Raw genomic sequence first — 15,479 nt, 5'->3', positions numbered from 1 at the left:
CCACCATTCCTGCAAGGGACGCGCTCCCGTCGCTGGGCAGCATCTCGGGCGCCCGCATGAAGTTCTACATCGACACCAAGCGGTGCATCGAGTGCGGCGGCTGCGAGGTCGCGTGCAAGAACGAAAACAACGTTCCGCCGGGAATCGCGCGCATCCGCGTGGTCACGATCAACGAAGGGGAGCCGGGAGAGACCAACGTGGCGGTGCCATGCATGCACTGCTCGAAGGCGCCGTGCGTGGCGGTTTGCCCGGTCGACGCCCTCTACCATCGCCCCGACGGCATCGTCGCGCTGAACAAGGAGACCTGCATCGGCTGCGGCTACTGCCTGTACGCCTGCCCGTTCGGGGCGCCGCAGTTCCCGAAGGGCTCGGCCTTCGGCGCACGCGGCGTGATGGACAAGTGCACCTACTGCGCCGGTGGCCCGGAGGTGCCGTTCTCCGAGCGCGAGCGTCGGCTCTACGGCTCCAACCGCATCGCCGAGGGCAAGCTGCCGATGTGCGCTTCGGTTTGCTCGACCAAAGCGCTCGTTGCCGGAGACGCCGAAGAGGTGGCCAAGGTCGTGCGCCAGCGGGCGGCGGCGCGCGGCGCGGGCGCGGGCGCCTGGGGCTGGGAGACCGCCTACGGCAAGGGGTCGTAGCGCGGGGCTCCCGGAAGCGGGTCGAGACTCTCCCGGACGGGGCCGGCCCGTCCGATGCGGGGTTCTATGGACGCGATCGTCTTTCTCCAGGAAAAATGGAGCCACAATCCGCTCGTGCCGCTCTATCTGTTTCTCGGGGGGCTGGCCGCGGGGATGTTCGTCGTGGCGGCCGTGGCGGACCTCGTCGGCATCCGGTCGACGCGAGCGCTCGCGGTCTCGCGCATCGCGGCGTACGGGGTCATCCCGGTTCTGGCGCTGGCGGGGATCTTTCTGACCGCCCACCTGGGCAAGCCGGAACGGGGCTTCGGCTTTCCGCTTTTCTTCACCAACTACAACTCCTGGATGACGTGGGGAGGATGGGTGCTCGGCGCGAGCGCGCCGCTCGCGCTTCTTTACGCGGCGCTCTGGTTCTTTCGCGTCTTTCCGCGGCTGCGCCGCGTCGTGGCGGTGATCGGCATTCCCCTGCTCGCCTTGCTGTCGACCTATACGGGCTTTCTCCTGAGCGGAGCGACTTACGTGCCGCTCTGGTCCCCTGACCATCTGCCAACGCTCTTTCTCTCCTCGAGCCTGAACACCGGGCTGGCGGGAGCCGGCTTGCTCACTCTGCTGGCCTGGCCGTGGCTCGGGCTTCCGGAGCTCCAGCCGCGGCCCGCCCTGCGCGCGATCGGAGTCGCACTACTGTGCTTCCTGGCTCTCGAGGGATGGGAGCTGTACCGGTTCATGCGCGATCTCAGCAACGACGGGCTGCTCGCCGGGCACGCAGGCGCGCCGACGAACCAGCGCTTCCAGTACAAGGTGGAGCCCGGAGGCGCGCTGGCGCCCGGAACCTATGTCGCGGTGGTCACCTGGGTCGGGCAGGCGACCGGCGCCGAGGAGGGAATGTCCGCCGACACCCTGATCGAGATCAGCAAGCCGGGAAGCCGGCTGGTGATCGCAACGCCGCGGCGGCTCGGAGTGGCCTACAACGTCTATCTGGGCCCGTCTCACCCGGAGGCGGTGCAGGTCGCCGCAGGGCTCGGTCCGAAGGAAAGCGTGGCGATCGACAGTCTTCCACGGACGGGCCTTCCCCTGCCGTTGAATCTCGAGACCGGCGGGGAGTTTCTGGCGCCGAACGGCCGGCGGCTCGCCTATCGTTACGTGACCGGAGGGCCGGCCTATCCTTCGGCTCTCTTCCGGGGAACCGCGGAAGCAGCGCTCGCCGGCGCGGTCAGTGTCGCCGCGACGCCGCGGGTTTTTTACGGACTGCCCCACGGGCGGGACCTGGCGCGCTGGTTCTGGATCGGCGTGGTCGGCCTGGCGCTCGCGCTCCCCATAGCGCTGACGTTGATCGAATTCGCGGCGGAGCCCGGCGGCCGCACGGCCGCCAACGCCGTTGCGCTCGTGAAATTCGTCTCGGTTCTGACCGGCGGAGCCGTCCTGCGATTCGTCGTCGTGTGGGGCGGAGACATCAAAGCTCCGCTCTCGTTCACCCCTTCGACATGGCCGATTCCGTTGCCACCGCCGGGGCTCGGCTGAGGCGTGGATCGGGGGCGGCGTTGCTCGCGGCGGCCGCCGCGGTCCTGTCGGCGGCCGCAACTGCCGGCGACGCGGAGAAGGGCGGGGAATTGTACGCCGAGAAATGCGTGCTCTGTCACGGCGCTGGCGGCACGGGCTGGGACTGGTCGAAACGGGTCGAAAAGCCGCCGATCCCGGTTCCCGACCTGACCCGGGTCGTCCCCATGCGGTCTGACCGCTATCTCTTCGAGATCGTCCGCGGCGGGGGCGAGGCGGTGGGAAAGACCCGGCTGATGCCGCCCTTTGCCTTTCAGCTGAGCGAGCAGGAGGTCTGGGACATCGTGGCCTACTTGCGGACTCTCGGCGGCAAGAAAGAATCATGACGATTTCCGCGTCGCGCCCGTTCGCGCTCGCCGGGTTCCTTTTGCTCGCCGCGGGAGCTCTCGCGGCCGGCTCGGCAGGAAATGCTCCGCCGCACGCTTCCCCGTCGTCGAGCCGCCACGAAGCGGTCGGGCTCGTGCCGCACGCGATCGCAGTGGCCGACTTCGACGGAGACGGAGTTCCCGACGTCGCGGTCCCGGCGGCGGCCGAGCGCAAGGTCGCGATCCTGTTGAGCGACGGGACGGGAAACTTCCGCTCCAACCACGCGTATACGACCGGCATCGGCCCGAGCTGGGTCGAGACGGGGGATTTCAACGGCGACGGCAAGGTGGACGTGGTCACCGCCAACACCGGCGGCGGCAATCTCAGCCTGTATTTCGGGGACGGCAAGGGAAAATTCTCCAGGGCCGCCGACATCCCGGAGGTCGACGGGCCGGCGTCCGTCGCTGCGCTGGACGTGAACGGCGACGGGCGCCCCGATCTGGCCGTGACCCAGCCCAGGGAAGCGCGCTTGGTGGTGCTGGAAAATATCGGCGGGAATTTCCGCAAAGCCGCGAGCTACGAGGTCGGCCGCGCGCCCCACATCGTTACGAGAGTCGAGCTGAACGGCGACGGGATTCCGGACCTCGTGGTGGGCACCTTCGCCCGGCACATGCTTTTCGTTTTTCTCGGCACGCGCGACGGGACATTCCGCGCGGCCGCGAGGGTGGAGGCAGGCCGGTTTCCGCACTACGTGGTGCAGGGCGACTGGGACCGCGACGGAAAGCAGGATCTCGCGGTCGCGTGCGCCGGAGAAGACGCGATCGTTTTGCTCCGCGGAGACGGCAGCGGCGCGCTGCGCAAGACGGGCGCCGTGTCCACGGGGAACAATCCGCACGGCCTGGCGGCGGCGGACCTGAACGGCGACGGCATTTCCGATCTCGCGGGATCGGCCCGGACGGCGGGCGAGATCTCGGTCTTTCTCGGCGACGGCAGGGGCGGCTTCACGATGCGCGAGCCGCTGCGCGTCGGGCAGGACATCATCGCTCTCGCCGCCGCCGACTTCGACCGCGACGGCAGGATCGACCTCGCCCTGGTTTCCGCGAGCCACGGTTCGATCGCGATGCTGAAGGGAAGCGGCCGGGGGGACTTCGCCCCTTTTGCCCCGCCGGGCCGGAACAGGAGGACGCCATGAGCCGCGCCGATGCCACGCGCGAGTTCCACTTCGAGACCGTGGATTACCGACCCTGGGTGGAGCTGCTCAAGCAGCCCGTCCTGATCGGCGCGGGCGCCGCCGCGCTCGTCCTGCTGATCGTGGTCGCGGCGAGCAAGCCCGCGTGGGACTTGCTCGGCGCCGGTCGGGGGCTGGTTCCCGAGACGCTTTATCCCGTCACGGGCTTTCTGATCGTGCTGGGCACCACGTACGGCCAGGTGGTCGGCTGGGCGATCGGCACGGGAATCGCGGTGTACGTGATGACGCTCGTCGGCTTTCCCCGAGGCTGGGCGACGCTGCGGCTGGCGATGACGGTGGTCTACGTCGGGCTTGCGGTGCTGCCGCTGTCCGTCTTCCACGTGCTCTACGGGGGATGGCTCCTCGATCTGCCGCGGGCCGGGCTTTCGGAATGGCTCGCGGAAAATCATCCCGGCTCGCGATGGCTGCTGATCTACGCGCACCCGGTCATCGACTTCTCTCTCGTCGTGCTGGCGGCGCTCTTCCTGGGCACCCTGTGGCGCTACGACAAAGAACGCATCGAGCGGGACGTCACGCTCCTTCGCATCCTCTCGCTTTCGCTCTTCGGCACTTCTTTCGCGGTCGCTCTCTCGCTCGCGATCCATTCGATCCTGGCCCACGCGCGCGTCGGCCTCTAGCCGGCGCGCGGCGGCGCCTGTGCCGGCTTCCAAAGTTCGAGGTCGGCCGGTTTTCACCTGCGGTATTCGCTGAAAAATTCCCGCCCGCGGTCTTGATCGGCCCGGTTCTAAAGTTTACAAGGGCTTAGGCCGTCGAGCAGACGGCCGTCGAACGGTCGCGCAATGGACGTTCTCGCAGTCCTGCTTTCCATTTTTACGCTTTCCATCCTGGCGCCGGCACTTCACCGATTCGCCGGCAACGCATCCGGCGTTCTTTCCTCCTTGCTTCCGTTTTCCCTGGTGTTCTATTTCGCAACCCTCCTCCCTCGGATCGCCGCGGGGACTCCGCTCTCCGCTTCTTATCCGTGGGTGCCCGGCCTCGGGCTTCGGCTGTCGTTTTACGTGGACGGGTGGAGCCTCCTCTTCGCCCTGTTGATCAGCGGGGTCGGCGGCATCGTCCTGATCTACTCGGGCTCTTATCTCCGCGGGCACCCCGAGCTGGGTCGCTTCTATTCGTATCTGCTTTTGTTCATGGGCTCGATGCTCGGCCTGGTCGTTAGCGACAATCTGCTACTCGTTTTCGTGTTCTGGGAGCTGACCGGTTTTGCGTCTTACATGCTGATCGGGTTCGAGCACGAGCGCGACCGAGCGCGAGCCGGTGCATTGCAAGCCCTGCTCGTGACGGGCGCGGGAGGACTCGCTCTACTAGCGGGGTTCGTTCTGCTCGGCCAGGTCACGGGCAGCTACGAGTATTCCGAGTTCTTGAGCGCGGCCGGCTCGGTTCGCGCGCACCCGCTCTACCCGGCGGTCCTGGCGCTCGCTCTGGCGGGGGCGTTCACCAAATCGGCCCAGTTTCCGTTTCATTTCTGGCTGCCGAACGCCATGGAGGCGCCGACTCCGGTGAGCGCTTATCTCCATTCGGCTACGATGGTGAAGGCCGGTATTTACCTGCTCGGCCGGCTAAATCCGGTGCTCGGTGGAACGCTGCTCTGGTCGGAAAGCCTGACGGTGGTGGGAGGAGTCACGATGCTTTCGGCGGCATGGTTGGGGCTCGGGCAGTCGGATCTCAAGCGGATACTCGCTTACTCGACGGTGAGCGCCCTGGGACTGATGACTTTCCTCCTCGGTGTCGGCACGCCTGAGGCCCTTGCCGGAGCGGCGGTGTTCCTGTTCGGCCATGCGCTTTACAAGGGCGCGCTGTTCTTGATTGCGGGTGTCGTCGACCATGAAACCGGAACGCGGGACGTGAGCCGGCTCGGCGGTCTGCGGCAAGCCATGCCGATCACTGCGGCCGCAGCGGCCCTGGCGGCCTTTTCCATGGCGGGCCTGCCCCCGTTTCTCGGATACCTCGGCAAGGAGAGCGTTTACGCGGCGCTGTCCGACGGCGAGCCGCTTCTTCTGGTCGCCGCCGCGCTGACCAGCGCGTTGTTCTTCGCGCTGGCCGCGATCGTGGTCGTCCAACCGTTCTTCAGCGGGCGGCTTCTCGCGCCTGGAAAGCCTCGCGAGGGCCCCACAGCTCTTTGGTCGGGACCGCTCGTGCTGTCCGGCGCGGGACTGCTGCTTGGCCTCGCGCCTGATTTAGTCGACGAGTCGCTCCTGGCGAGCGCGTCCCGGGCGATCGCAGGAAAGCCGGTCGATGTGGATCTGGTACTCTGGCATGGCTTTACCCCGGCTTTCTTTCTGAGCCTCGTCACGTTCGCCGGGGGCATCGCGGTTTTCGCCTCCCGGCGACGATGGTCGCTGCAACCGCGATGGATCCGCGTGATCGAGCGCTGGGGACCCGAGCGGTGGTACGAGGGCGGGCTCGAAGCGTTGTACGCCACGGCGAGCACGCAGACCCGCCTTCTGCAGAACGGCTACCTGCGTTATTACCTTTTGACCGTTGTTGCGGCGACGCTCACGGCCGTCGGAGCGCCATTGCTGCGGTCGGCCCCGCTGAGCCTGAATCCGGCGTGGTCGGATTTTCGCTTCTACGAACTGGCGCTTGCGGCGCTGGTGATGTCCGCCGCCTTGGCGACGGCATCCCTGGATTCGAGGTGGGGCGCCGTCGCGGCTTTGGGTGTGGTCGGCTACGGGCTCGCGCTGATCTTCATCCTTTTCGGCGCGCCGGATCTGGCGATGACGCAGTTCCTTTTCGAGACCCTGATGGTGATTTTGTTCGTCCTGGTTTTCTATTTTCTGCCGCGGTTTGCGACCTCGTCGCCGCCGGGGGCGCGGCTGCGGGACGCGGTCGTGGCGCTTCTGGCGGGTGGCCTCATGACCCTGCTTGTCATGATCGCGACCGAAGTCCAGCTGCAACCTTCCATCTCGGGGTATTTCGCAGAAGGCAGCGTTCCGAAGGCGCACGGCCGGAACATCGTCAACGTCATCCTGGTCGACTTCCGCGCGCTGGATACGCTCGGAGAGATCACCGTCCTGGCCGCCGCCGGGATCGGCGTTTTCGCCCTTCTGAAGCTCGGGCGCGGCGAGGGAATATCGTGAAGTCGCTTATCCTGCAAACAGCGACTCGGCTCATCTTGACGCTGCTCCTGCTGTTCTCGATCTTCCTGCTCATCCGCGGCCATCACGAGCCCGGCGGGGGCTTCGTCGCCGGATTGGTCGCGTCCGGAGCGTTCGCGCTCTGCGCGATCGCCTACGACATCGAGGCCGCGCGCCGGGCGCTGCGCATCGACCCGATCGTCCTGACCGGGCTGGGACTGCTCACCGCCGCCGGCGGCGGCATCGTCGGGATTCTCGACCGGCAGCCGTTTCTTACGGGCCGGTGGCTTGTGTGGTCGACGGAGAATTTCGGCCGGATCGCAATCGGGACTCCTCTGCTGTTCGACGCGGGGGTCTACATGGTCGTGACCGGCGTCACGCTGACGATCGTTTTTTCACTGATGGAGGAATAGTGGAACCGGTCCTGGCCGTTGCGGTTGGCGTGCTGTACGCCGCCGGGCTGTACCTGATGCTGCGGCGCAGCATCGTCAAGCTCATTCTCGGTCTCGCCCTCCTCGGCAACGCCGCCAATCTGCTGATCTTCGTCGCCGGCGGGCTTACGCGCACGGCGCCGCCGTTGATCGCCGAAGGGGAGACAAGGCCGGACGGGCTTTTCGCCGATCCACTGCCGCAGGCTTTGATTCTGACGGCCATCGTCATCGGATTCGGCGTGTTGGCTTTTTCGATGGTGCTCGCCTATCGAGCCCATCAGATCGTTGGCGCGGACGACCTGGATCGGATGAAAGGAACCGACACGTGACTCTTCTGCTCGTGCTTCCAGTCCTGATCCCGCTGCTCACTGCCGTCGCCTCGCTCCTGGCCTGGCGCAGCCGTCGCGTGCACCGATGGATGGCGATGACCGGCGCGTCCGCGCTACTGGTATCCGCCTTCGCGTTGTTGAAGCAGGTGAGCGAAAGGGGCATTCACGCGCTCCAGATCGGCGACTGGCCGGCACCCTTCGGCATTACCCTGGTGGCGGACCAGTTCAGCGCCATCATGGTCGCGGTGACCGGGTTTATGGGGTTCTGCGTCACGCTGTATTCCCTCGCCGAAATGGATCGGCCTCGGGAGTCGTTTGGCTATTATCCGCTGCTGATGGTCCTTCTCATGGGAGTATCGGGCGCTTTTCTCACGGGCGATCTCTTCAACCTGTACGTCTGGTTCGAGGTGATGCTGATGGCGTCCTTCGTGCTCCTGGCGCTCGGTGGCGAGGAGGCCCAGCTCGAGGGCGCGATCAAGTACGTCACGCTGAATCTCATCTCGTCCGCGTTGTTCCTCGCGGCCGTCGGGATTCTTTACGGAATCGCCGGCACGCTCAACATGGCCGATCTGTCCGTGAAGCTGAAGGAGCCGGCGCATCGGGGCCTGATCACGACCGTCGCAATGCTTTTTTTCGTCGCCTTCGGCATCAAAGCGGCGGCGTTCCCGTTGTTTTTCTGGCTACCGGCTTCGTATCACACGCCGCCGGTCGCCGTTTCGGCGATTTTCTCCGCGCTCTTGACGAAGGTCGGGGTGTACTCGTTGATCCGCACTTTCACGCTGCTGTTTGTCGGCGAGCCCGGCTACACCCACGCCTGGATTCTCGTCGTTGGCGGCCTCACCATGGTTACCGGCGTGCTCGGGGCCGTGGCGCAGCTCGAATTTCGCCGCCTGCTGGCTTTCCATATCGTAAGCCAGATCGGTTACCTGTTGATGGGCCTCGGATTGCTCACCGCGGCGGCGCTGGCCGGCTCGGTTTACTTCATGATGCACGTCATCTTCGCCAAATCCGCCCTGTTCCTCGTGAGCGGGGTTGTTTACCGGCTGCGCGGGACCTACGACCTGAAAAAACTCGGCGGCCTCTACGGGCCGCACCCGTGGCTGGCGGCTCTGTTCCTGATCGCCGCACTTTCTCTGGCAGGGATTCCCCCCTCGTCGGGGTTTTTCGCCAAGCTCGCGCTGATCCGGGCCGGGCTGGTCGACGGGCAATACGGGATCGTCGTCGCCGCTCTCGGAGTGAGCTTGTTGACGCTTTTCTCGATGATCAAGATCTGGAACGAGGTGTTCTGGAAGAAGGCGCCTGAAACCCGGAGCGGGGGATCGCCAGGGGATACGCGAGATCGCCGGGTGTCGCCGCTGTCCGCGGCGTCGATTGTCCTCGTTTGCGCGGCGATCGTGGCCATGGGGCTGGCGGCAGAAATTTTTCTATCTCTGGCGGTCGAGGCGGGACGCCAGCTGATGGAGCCGGACGCATACGTGCGCGCGGTGCTGGGGGAGGGCCGGTGACCGCTTTTCTCTGGAACATTCTTCTCGCGCTCGCCTGGGCGGCGATGACTGAAAATTACCGGCCGGCAGGGCTGATCGCCGGCTTCGCGCTCGGGTTTTTCATCCTGTACTTCGCGCGGCGGATCGTGGGCAGACCCGACTACCTGATCAAGACGCGGCAAAGCATCGGGTTGTTCCTGTTCACGGTATGGGAGCTGATCCTTGCCAACTTGCGGGTCGCCTACGATGTGTTGACGCCGAGATACTTCATGCGTCCAGGAGTGGTCGCCGTCCCGCTCGACGCGCGCACCGACGCGGAAATCACGCTTCTCGCCAACCTCATTACGTTGACTCCCGGGACTCTGAGCCTGGACGTATCGAGCGATCGGCGGGTATTGTACGTCCACGTCATGTACATCGACGACGACATCGACGCGGTGCGACGAAAGATCAAGGACGGCTTCGAAAAAAGGGTGTTGGAGGTGTTAGGACCATGACCTCGGTCGTCCCCAGTGCGGTTTTCGAGCCGGCCGACGCAGGACTGGCGGTTCTGACGGCGGCGCTGGCGTTGGGGTTCCTCCGTCTGGTGCGGGGCCCCAGCCTTCCCGACCGCGTGGTCGCGCTCGATTTGATCACGGTCATCGCGGCGGCGATCCTGGCGGTGGAGACCCTGGCCACGCGGCGTGCGGTGTTTCTCGACGCCGCGATCGTGCTGGCGTTGATTTCGTTTTTAGGAACGGTGGCCTTCGCCCGCTACCTGGAACGTAGGGGGCGCGATGAGTGATTGGCTGGAAGGGGCGCTCCTGATCGTCGGGGCCGTTTTTCTGCTCGCCGCCTCGATCGGCGTGACGCGAATGCCCGATCTCTTCACCCGAATGCAATGCGCCACGAAAGCGTCGACCCTGGGAATCGGCTGCATTCTGCTGTCGGTGGCGCTTTCGATGGAGGATCTCGGATTGGCGATTCGCGCGATCCTGACGATTTTCTTTTTTCTCCTGACCGCGCCCGTCGCCGCTCACATGATCGCGAGGGCTGCATACTTCGTCGGGGTGCCGCTCTGGGAGAAAACGCTGGTCGATGAGCTGCGCGGCCATTACGACCCGCAGACGCATCGGCTGGCGGGTGGCGGGGACGCCGAAAGCACGGCGGGCGGCGGAAAACGCGTTCCGGGCCCCTGATCGTTCACGGAGAGGAAGGGCGCGATTGACGTTTCACCGAGGGGTTTGTAACAATCCCTTCGTGCATCGGCAGCCTGGAAGGAAACGGCTTTTCCGGAGCGCCCTGCCCTGCGGGCTCGCGGTCGCCTTTACCCTGCTTTTCCTTTCGCCGCACCACTCCGTCGACGGAATTACCGGCCAGTCGCGTCTCCACCTTTCACCAGCGAAAACCGGGAAAACCAACCCGGTTTCGAGCTATCGGGATCAAAACTTCCATCCGGTCCTCCGGGACGGCGGAGGGAAGGCCAGCCTGCCGTGGTCCTCGTCCCTTCTCGATTTCGACCTGAAGCAGAACCTTCGTACCTGGCCGGTGATTGCCGGCAACCTCACCCGCTCACCTCCGACCGCCGTCGAGCCGGCGTCGCTGTCATAACACCCATCTGATCGTCGCCGCGCGGGCTGCCCGTTCGAAGGTAGCACCCGCTGTGCGAACCGAAACCGACTCTTTGAGCCGAAAGTTCGGCTGATATCTGCCGCGCTTCGGCGGAGGTGAAAACCCGGTGATGCTACGAGACGGATCGACAGCCGAGGAGCGGTCGTCGGCCCTGTTCGAGTTTGACCCGCTGTCGCCGTTCGAATTCTTTCAGACGTTCAAGAGAACGAGCTACCTTCAACCGGAGAAGCGACTCGTCCTGGCGGTTCTGGAAGACGCGGTGCTCTGTTTGCGAAAGTATTCGGGCTGTCCGTCGGGAAAGGGCAGGCGCCTGTTCCAGGAAACCATGGAATGGGTCCTGACGGATGATCCCGACTGGCTATTTTCGTTTGCCAACGTTTGCGAGGCTCTGGGGCTCGACCCTCGTTACGTGCGCCGGGGGTTGGCCGATTCGATGAACGCCAAGCGGTCAGGGATCGCAACAGACAAGAAGCGAACGGCCCGCGGGCCGGTTACACGAAAAATCCCCCTGCAGGGCGGTCTGATCAAGGCCTCCGACGGGGCTCCGGCGGGGCGCCGGCGGCGGCGGAAGCAGGCAGACGCCCGGTGAAGCATCAACCCGGCCCGGTGCGCTGGACATTTGACCCGCCATAGGGTAATCAACCTCGATTGCCTGCAAGCCCGTCCGTCGACGTCGGCGCGGGCGAGCCCGGGGTGGCACCTCGTAGACGCACCACTGACATCAAGAAGCAAGAAGGAGAACAAGATGAATCTTCCCTGTTTCCGTCGCGTCCGGCTTCCCGCGGTTCTTCTGACGCTCGCGCTCGGTTGCGCCTTTGCGCAGGCTCAGCCGGCGCGAGAGGAGTTCCAGCCGCAGGTCGGCCAGGCGGGCAAGGACGTCATCTGGGTGCCGACGCCGCAGGCGCTGGTCGAGAAGATGCTGGACATGGCCAGGGTGACGCCCAACGACGTGGTGATGGACCTCGGGTCCGGCGACGGCCGGACCGTGATCAGCGCGGCCAAGCGCGGCGCCAGGGCGATCGGCGTCGAGTACAATCCCGACATGGTCGAGCTGTCGAAGCGCAACGCCGCGCGGGAGGGCGTGAGCGATCGCGCGAGCTTCGTCAGGCAGGACCTGTTCCAGACCGACTTGTCGCAGGCGACGGTGATCACGATGTTCCTGCTTCCGGACATCAACCTGAAATTGCGTCCCAAGATCCTCGACCTGAAACCCGGCACGCGAGTCGTTTCCAACTCCTTCACGATGGGAGAGTGGGTGGCGGACGAGGAGGCGACCGTCAAGGACGACTGCGCGTCCTACTGCACCGCGCTCCTCTGGATCGTGCCCGCGAAGGTCGAGGGCACGTGGCGGCTGCCGCAGGGGGATCTGACCCTGAAGCAGAGCTTCCAGATGATTTCCGGAACGCTGAAGACCGGGAAAGGCAGCGTGCCGGTCAAGGGCCGGCTGAACGGCGATCAGATCACGTTCACGGCCGGAGGCGCGCAGTACGTGGGCCGGGTAGGCGGTAACGTCATCGAGGGAACGGCGCGCTCGGGCGGCAGCGACAGCCGCTTCCGCGCCACGCGCTAGCCCCGCCGCCAGAAGAGCGGCGGCGGACCGGTACGAACACGCCGGTCAGCAGTGAGCAGTTCGAGGTTCAAGCTCGAGGTGTGATGCCCGGACCGCTTGAACCTTCGAACGGTTTGAACTTTTGAACTGCTTGAACGGTTTGAACCGGAGCGAAGCGACCTCGGTACAGACCGGAGACCGGGGACCGAAGACCGGCACGAACCGCTCGAACCAAGCGTCGACGATTGATCCGCTTGAACCCTTGAACGGTTTGAACTTTTGAACGGCTTGAACGGTCCGAACTGAAGCGAAGCGACCCCTCTACAATTTCAGCAGTCGCCTCGCGTTTCCTTCCAGCATGAGCTGCTTTTCGGCGTCGGGACAGTCGAGCGCTTCGACCTTCTCGACCGCTTTCCAGTCTCCGAGGGAGTAAGGGTAGTCGGTCCCCACCATGATGTGGTCGGCGCCGGCCAGTCGCCGCAGATAGTCGATCGTGTCGACGCGATAGAGCATGTTGTCGTAGTAGATGTTTCCGAGGTAGCCGCTCGGCGGCTTCCTGGCCGCGGGTGCACGCGGCCCCGAACGGACCTGCCATCCCTGGTCGAAACGGCCGAGGTGGTAGGGGAAAAATCCGCCGCCGTGGAGCACGCATAGCTTCAGGCCGGGAAAGCGGTCGAAGACCCCGCTGTAGGTCATGAAGCAGAGCGAGAGAGCGCTGTCGGCGGGATTGCCGCAGATGAGCTTCAGCCCGTAGGGACCCATCCGCTCCGAGCCCGCGACGTCCTCGGGGTGCATGACGATCAGAGCGTCCAGCTCCTGCGCCTTGGCCCAGAAAGGGTCGAAGTCGGTGCTGCCGTAGTAGGTGCCGTTCACGTTGGTGCCGATATAGCCTCCGCGCAGCTTGAGATCGCGAATCGCGTCCTCGAGCACCCTGGCGGCGCGCGCCGGGTCCTGCAGCGGCACGGAAGCCATGCCGACGAAACGGTCGGGATGGCGCGCCACCAGATCCTTGATCCCCTCGTTGTAGACCCGGCACCAGGTCTCTCCCTGCTCGCCGCTCAGGCGGTAGCCGAGGGTCGCGGTGTGGGCTTCGAGCGCGGCCATCGCCAGCCTGGAATTCTGCATCATCTCGAGTCGCTTCTCGACGGCCGGAAGCTCGGGGTGGAGCACGAAAGGCGGTCCGCCCGCGAACGAAAGCGATTTCTCGCCGTCGACTTCCTTGAGCTCGACGCCCATGGTTCGGCCGTGGCGCCTGGCTTCCTCCAGCAGGCTTTCAGGCACGTAGTGGTGATGGATATCGATCGCACATGGATTCATGGGGATTCCTCTCGGGCGCTCCGCCCGCTCTCTCCGGCCGCGGAGAGAGCGGAGCGGAGTCACACAAAGTCGCTTCGCTCGCGTTCAAAGCGTGCCGCGGAGCGGCGCCGGCGAACTCCTTATTAATGCGGCCGGCAGATCTGCTGGCGCCGCACGCGTCCGGGGAAGACGTCGCGGGAACAGCCGTCCTCGACGACCACCTGGCCGTTGACCACCACGGCCTTGATCCCCGGCGGGTGTCTCTTCACTTCCTGGGCATCGACCATTTCGGGCAGCCTCTCGCTCACCAGGTCGTCGATCCGATCGGCGTCGAAGACCGTGACATCGGCCGGCATCGCCGGCTTGAGCAGCCCGCGGTTCAGGCGCAGCCTCTCGGCCGGAAACCCGGTGAGCTTGTGCACGGCCTGCTCGAGGTTGAAAAGGTTTTTCTCGCGGCGCCAGTAGCCCAGAACCTTGGCGGGCGCGCCGTGCCAGAAGAAACGGTCGAGATGCGCTCCGACATCGGTGCCGATGAGGCTGGTGTGGGATTTGATCATGTCGGCGAGCAGCTCCATGTGCGCGTTGGCGAGCCCGTAGTACACGCAGCGCGAGCGCAGGTCGTCCTCGAGCCACGTGTCGAAAAAGGCGTCCACCGGGGGCTTCTCGGTGAGCCGGGCGATCTCGACGACGTTCTTGAGCTCGAGCTTTTTCAGCTCGGGCTTCTCGAGGCGCTCGAAGACCACCCGCTCCCATCCGTGCCATTCGGGGAATTCGGGCTTGCCGGCGCCGGCCGTTCGCTCCTGCTCGAGCCGCCGCCGGATGTCGCTCTGCCGAAGCTGCGCGCCGAGATCGGGCGCGCCCTTGATCGCTTCCCAGGCCGGAAGACCGTTCAGGATGAAGCAGTCCCTGACGGTGAAGCGCCGGATGTGCTGATAGGGAATGACGACGCCGTAGATGTTCTGCCCGCGTTTTTGCGCCTCCGCCATGTAGCGGATCGCCTTCGGGCCGTCCTCCTTCTCGCCGGGGCGGATGCGGAACTCGTTGCCGATCTGCGTCGCGCGAATCCGCTCGAGCATCGCCGGGACGCCGGTCTCGGGCTTGAGGATCATGCCGAAGCCGTTGAACTGGAAGCAGCCGTTGAACTCGCCGGCGACGTTCGCCAGCTCGACGATCTCGTCGTGCGTCGCGAACGTGCTGGGCGTGCCGGCATGGATCGCCGGTCCGCCCCGGGGGCTCGTCGAAAAGCCGACCGCGCCGGCTTCCATGCCTTCGCGCACCATCCGCTTCATCGTTTCGAGCTCCTCCGCGGTCGCCTCGCGCGCGTAGGCCGCTTCGCCCATGACCGTGAGGCGAACGGGAGAGTGGGGCATCAGCGCGGCGACGTTCACCGCGACGTTGCCCTCGAGATAGTTCAGGTAGTCCGGAAACGTGCTCCACTTCCAGTCCTTGTCGTCGACGTATTTGTCCAGCACTCTGCGGAGATACTGGACGAGGACCTGGCGCGGCTCCGGTCGGGGAGGGACCGGAGCGCACGAGGCGCCGCAGTCGCCGATGACGATGGTCGTGACGCCGTAGTTGACCACCGGGTTGCCGTGCGGATACTGGACGACGAAGGCGTCCATGTGCGTGTGGGCGTCGATGAAGCCGGGCGCCACCACCTTTCCGCGCGCGTCGATTTCCTTCGCTCCCTTGCCGAGGTTCTTGCCGATCGCGGTGATGTTCTCGCCGTCGATGGCGATGTCGGCTTCGAAGGCGGGGCCGCCGGTGCCGTCGACGACGGTGCCGTCGCGTATCACGAGGTCGTGAGCCATGGGATCGGAGCCTCCTTTCCGGGCTTTTCTCGCTTATCCCATTGTTCCGCGGCGCATGTCAACGGAGAAGGACCGCCTCCGGCGGGCGTTCGAGCCGTTCGACCCGTGCCGCCGGACGGCGGACCGAAGACCGGAGACCGCGGACCGGGA

Annotated in this window: 16 protein-coding genes; 14 read left to right on the top strand and 2 right to left on the bottom strand. The window is 65.5% G+C overall.

Annotation, left to right across the window (positions count from 1 at the left end; translation table 11 throughout):
* Window positions 1–56 precede the first annotated feature (56 nt).
* From fdh3B to VNN77_16090, 14 genes are all read left to right on the top strand, one after another.
* On the top strand, window positions 57–638 hold the full coding sequence (gene fdh3B, locus VNN77_16155; protein HXG52932.1) for a formate dehydrogenase FDH3 subunit beta: 582 nt from the start codon (window positions 57–59) through the stop codon (window positions 636–638).
* A gap of 66 nt (window positions 639–704) precedes the next feature.
* Window positions 705–2,153 (top strand): NrfD/PsrC family molybdoenzyme membrane anchor subunit, encoded by a 1,449-nt coding sequence (gene nrfD / locus VNN77_16150; GenBank protein ID HXG52931.1) that lies wholly within the window; start codon window positions 705–707, stop codon window positions 2,151–2,153.
* The gene (locus VNN77_16145; GenBank protein HXG52930.1) at window positions 2,117–2,515 is read left to right on the top strand and encodes a cytochrome c; all 399 of its coding nucleotides are present in this window, start codon (window positions 2,117–2,119) and stop codon (window positions 2,513–2,515) included. Before nrfD ends, VNN77_16145 begins: the two co-directional genes overlap by 37 nt.
* A complete protein-coding gene (locus VNN77_16140; GenBank protein ID HXG52929.1) occupies window positions 2,512–3,687 on the top strand; it encodes a VCBS repeat-containing protein in 1,176 nt (391 codons plus the stop codon). The genes VNN77_16145 and VNN77_16140 overlap by 4 nt, the downstream gene beginning before the upstream one ends.
* Window positions 3,684–4,361: a hypothetical protein gene (locus VNN77_16135; GenBank protein HXG52928.1), complete on the top strand. Its 678-nt coding sequence runs from the start codon at window positions 3,684–3,686 to the stop codon at window positions 4,359–4,361. The genes VNN77_16140 and VNN77_16135 overlap by 4 nt, the downstream gene beginning before the upstream one ends.
* A 162-nt stretch (window positions 4,362–4,523) precedes the next feature.
* The gene (locus tag VNN77_16130; GenBank protein ID HXG52927.1) at window positions 4,524–6,821 is read left to right on the top strand and encodes a putative monovalent cation/H+ antiporter subunit A; all 2,298 of its coding nucleotides are present in this window, start codon (window positions 4,524–4,526) and stop codon (window positions 6,819–6,821) included.
* Window positions 6,818–7,231 (top strand): Na+/H+ antiporter subunit B, encoded by a 414-nt coding sequence (locus tag VNN77_16125; protein ID HXG52926.1) that lies wholly within the window; start codon window positions 6,818–6,820, stop codon window positions 7,229–7,231. Before VNN77_16130 ends, VNN77_16125 begins: the two co-directional genes overlap by 4 nt.
* On the top strand, window positions 7,231–7,578 hold the full coding sequence (locus VNN77_16120; GenBank protein ID HXG52925.1) for a Na+/H+ antiporter subunit C: 348 nt from the start codon (window positions 7,231–7,233) through the stop codon (window positions 7,576–7,578). Before VNN77_16125 ends, VNN77_16120 begins: the two co-directional genes overlap by 1 nt.
* The gene (locus VNN77_16115; GenBank protein HXG52924.1) at window positions 7,575–9,083 is read left to right on the top strand and encodes a Na+/H+ antiporter subunit D; all 1,509 of its coding nucleotides are present in this window, start codon (window positions 7,575–7,577) and stop codon (window positions 9,081–9,083) included. The genes VNN77_16120 and VNN77_16115 overlap by 4 nt, the downstream gene beginning before the upstream one ends.
* Window positions 9,080–9,559 (top strand): Na+/H+ antiporter subunit E, encoded by a 480-nt coding sequence (locus tag VNN77_16110; GenBank protein HXG52923.1) that lies wholly within the window; start codon window positions 9,080–9,082, stop codon window positions 9,557–9,559. The genes VNN77_16115 and VNN77_16110 overlap by 4 nt, the downstream gene beginning before the upstream one ends.
* Window positions 9,556–9,846, top strand: coding sequence for a cation:proton antiporter (locus VNN77_16105; protein HXG52922.1), 291 nt, complete (start codon window positions 9,556–9,558; stop codon window positions 9,844–9,846). Before VNN77_16110 ends, VNN77_16105 begins: the two co-directional genes overlap by 4 nt.
* Entirely contained in the window at window positions 9,839–10,240 is a 402-nt protein-coding gene (gene mnhG / locus VNN77_16100; GenBank protein ID HXG52921.1) for a monovalent cation/H(+) antiporter subunit G, read from the top strand. The genes VNN77_16105 and mnhG overlap by 8 nt, the downstream gene beginning before the upstream one ends.
* Window positions 10,241–10,782: 542 nt before the next feature.
* Complete coding sequence (locus VNN77_16095) at window positions 10,783–11,262, top strand: hypothetical protein (GenBank protein HXG52920.1); 480 nt, start codon at window positions 10,783–10,785, stop codon at window positions 11,260–11,262.
* A 156-nt stretch (window positions 11,263–11,418) separates the two neighbouring features.
* Window positions 11,419–12,243, top strand: coding sequence for a class I SAM-dependent methyltransferase (locus tag VNN77_16090; GenBank protein HXG52919.1), 825 nt, complete (start codon window positions 11,419–11,421; stop codon window positions 12,241–12,243).
* A gap of 300 nt (window positions 12,244–12,543) precedes the next feature.
* On the opposite strand, the gene VNN77_16085 is transcribed toward VNN77_16090, so the two are convergent.
* Window positions 12,544–13,539, bottom strand: a complete 996-nt coding sequence (locus tag VNN77_16085) for an amidohydrolase family protein (GenBank protein ID HXG52918.1) — start codon at window positions 13,537–13,539, stop codon at window positions 12,544–12,546.
* Window positions 13,540–13,661: 122 nt separating this feature from the next.
* A complete protein-coding gene (locus VNN77_16080) occupies window positions 13,662–15,329 on the bottom strand; it encodes an amidohydrolase family protein (GenBank protein HXG52917.1) in 1,668 nt (555 codons plus the stop codon).
* Between the last annotated feature and the right edge of the window lie 150 nt (window positions 15,330–15,479).

Source organism: Candidatus Zixiibacteriota bacterium, assembly GCA_035574315.1.
GTDB lineage: Bacteria > Desulfobacterota > Binatia > UBA9968 > UBA9968 > DATLYW01.
This window is presented reverse-complemented; position numbering and strand designations above follow the sequence as displayed.

Coding starts and splice junctions, on each gene's coding strand:
- mnhG (HXG52921.1), top strand. CDS start 9,839: ATGAGTGATTGGCTGGAAGGGGCGCTCCTGATCGTCGGGGCCGTTTTT.
- nrfD (HXG52931.1), top strand. CDS start 705: ATGGACGCGATCGTCTTTCTCCAGGAAAAATGGAGCCACAATCCGCTC.
- VNN77_16105 (HXG52922.1), top strand. CDS start 9,556: ATGACCTCGGTCGTCCCCAGTGCGGTTTTCGAGCCGGCCGACGCAGGA.
- VNN77_16095 (HXG52920.1), top strand. CDS start 10,783: ATGCTACGAGACGGATCGACAGCCGAGGAGCGGTCGTCGGCCCTGTTC.
- fdh3B (HXG52932.1), top strand. CDS start 57: ATGAAGTTCTACATCGACACCAAGCGGTGCATCGAGTGCGGCGGCTGC.
- VNN77_16085 (HXG52918.1), bottom strand. CDS start 13,539: ATGAATCCATGTGCGATCGATATCCATCACCACTACGTGCCTGAAAGC.
- VNN77_16135 (HXG52928.1), top strand. CDS start 3,684: ATGAGCCGCGCCGATGCCACGCGCGAGTTCCACTTCGAGACCGTGGAT.
- VNN77_16090 (HXG52919.1), top strand. CDS start 11,419: ATGAATCTTCCCTGTTTCCGTCGCGTCCGGCTTCCCGCGGTTCTTCTG.
- VNN77_16080 (HXG52917.1), bottom strand. CDS start 15,329: ATGGCTCACGACCTCGTGATACGCGACGGCACCGTCGTCGACGGCACC.
- VNN77_16145 (HXG52930.1), top strand. CDS start 2,117: ATGGCCGATTCCGTTGCCACCGCCGGGGCTCGGCTGAGGCGTGGATCG.
- VNN77_16140 (HXG52929.1), top strand. CDS start 2,512: ATGACGATTTCCGCGTCGCGCCCGTTCGCGCTCGCCGGGTTCCTTTTG.
- VNN77_16130 (HXG52927.1), top strand. CDS start 4,524: ATGGACGTTCTCGCAGTCCTGCTTTCCATTTTTACGCTTTCCATCCTG.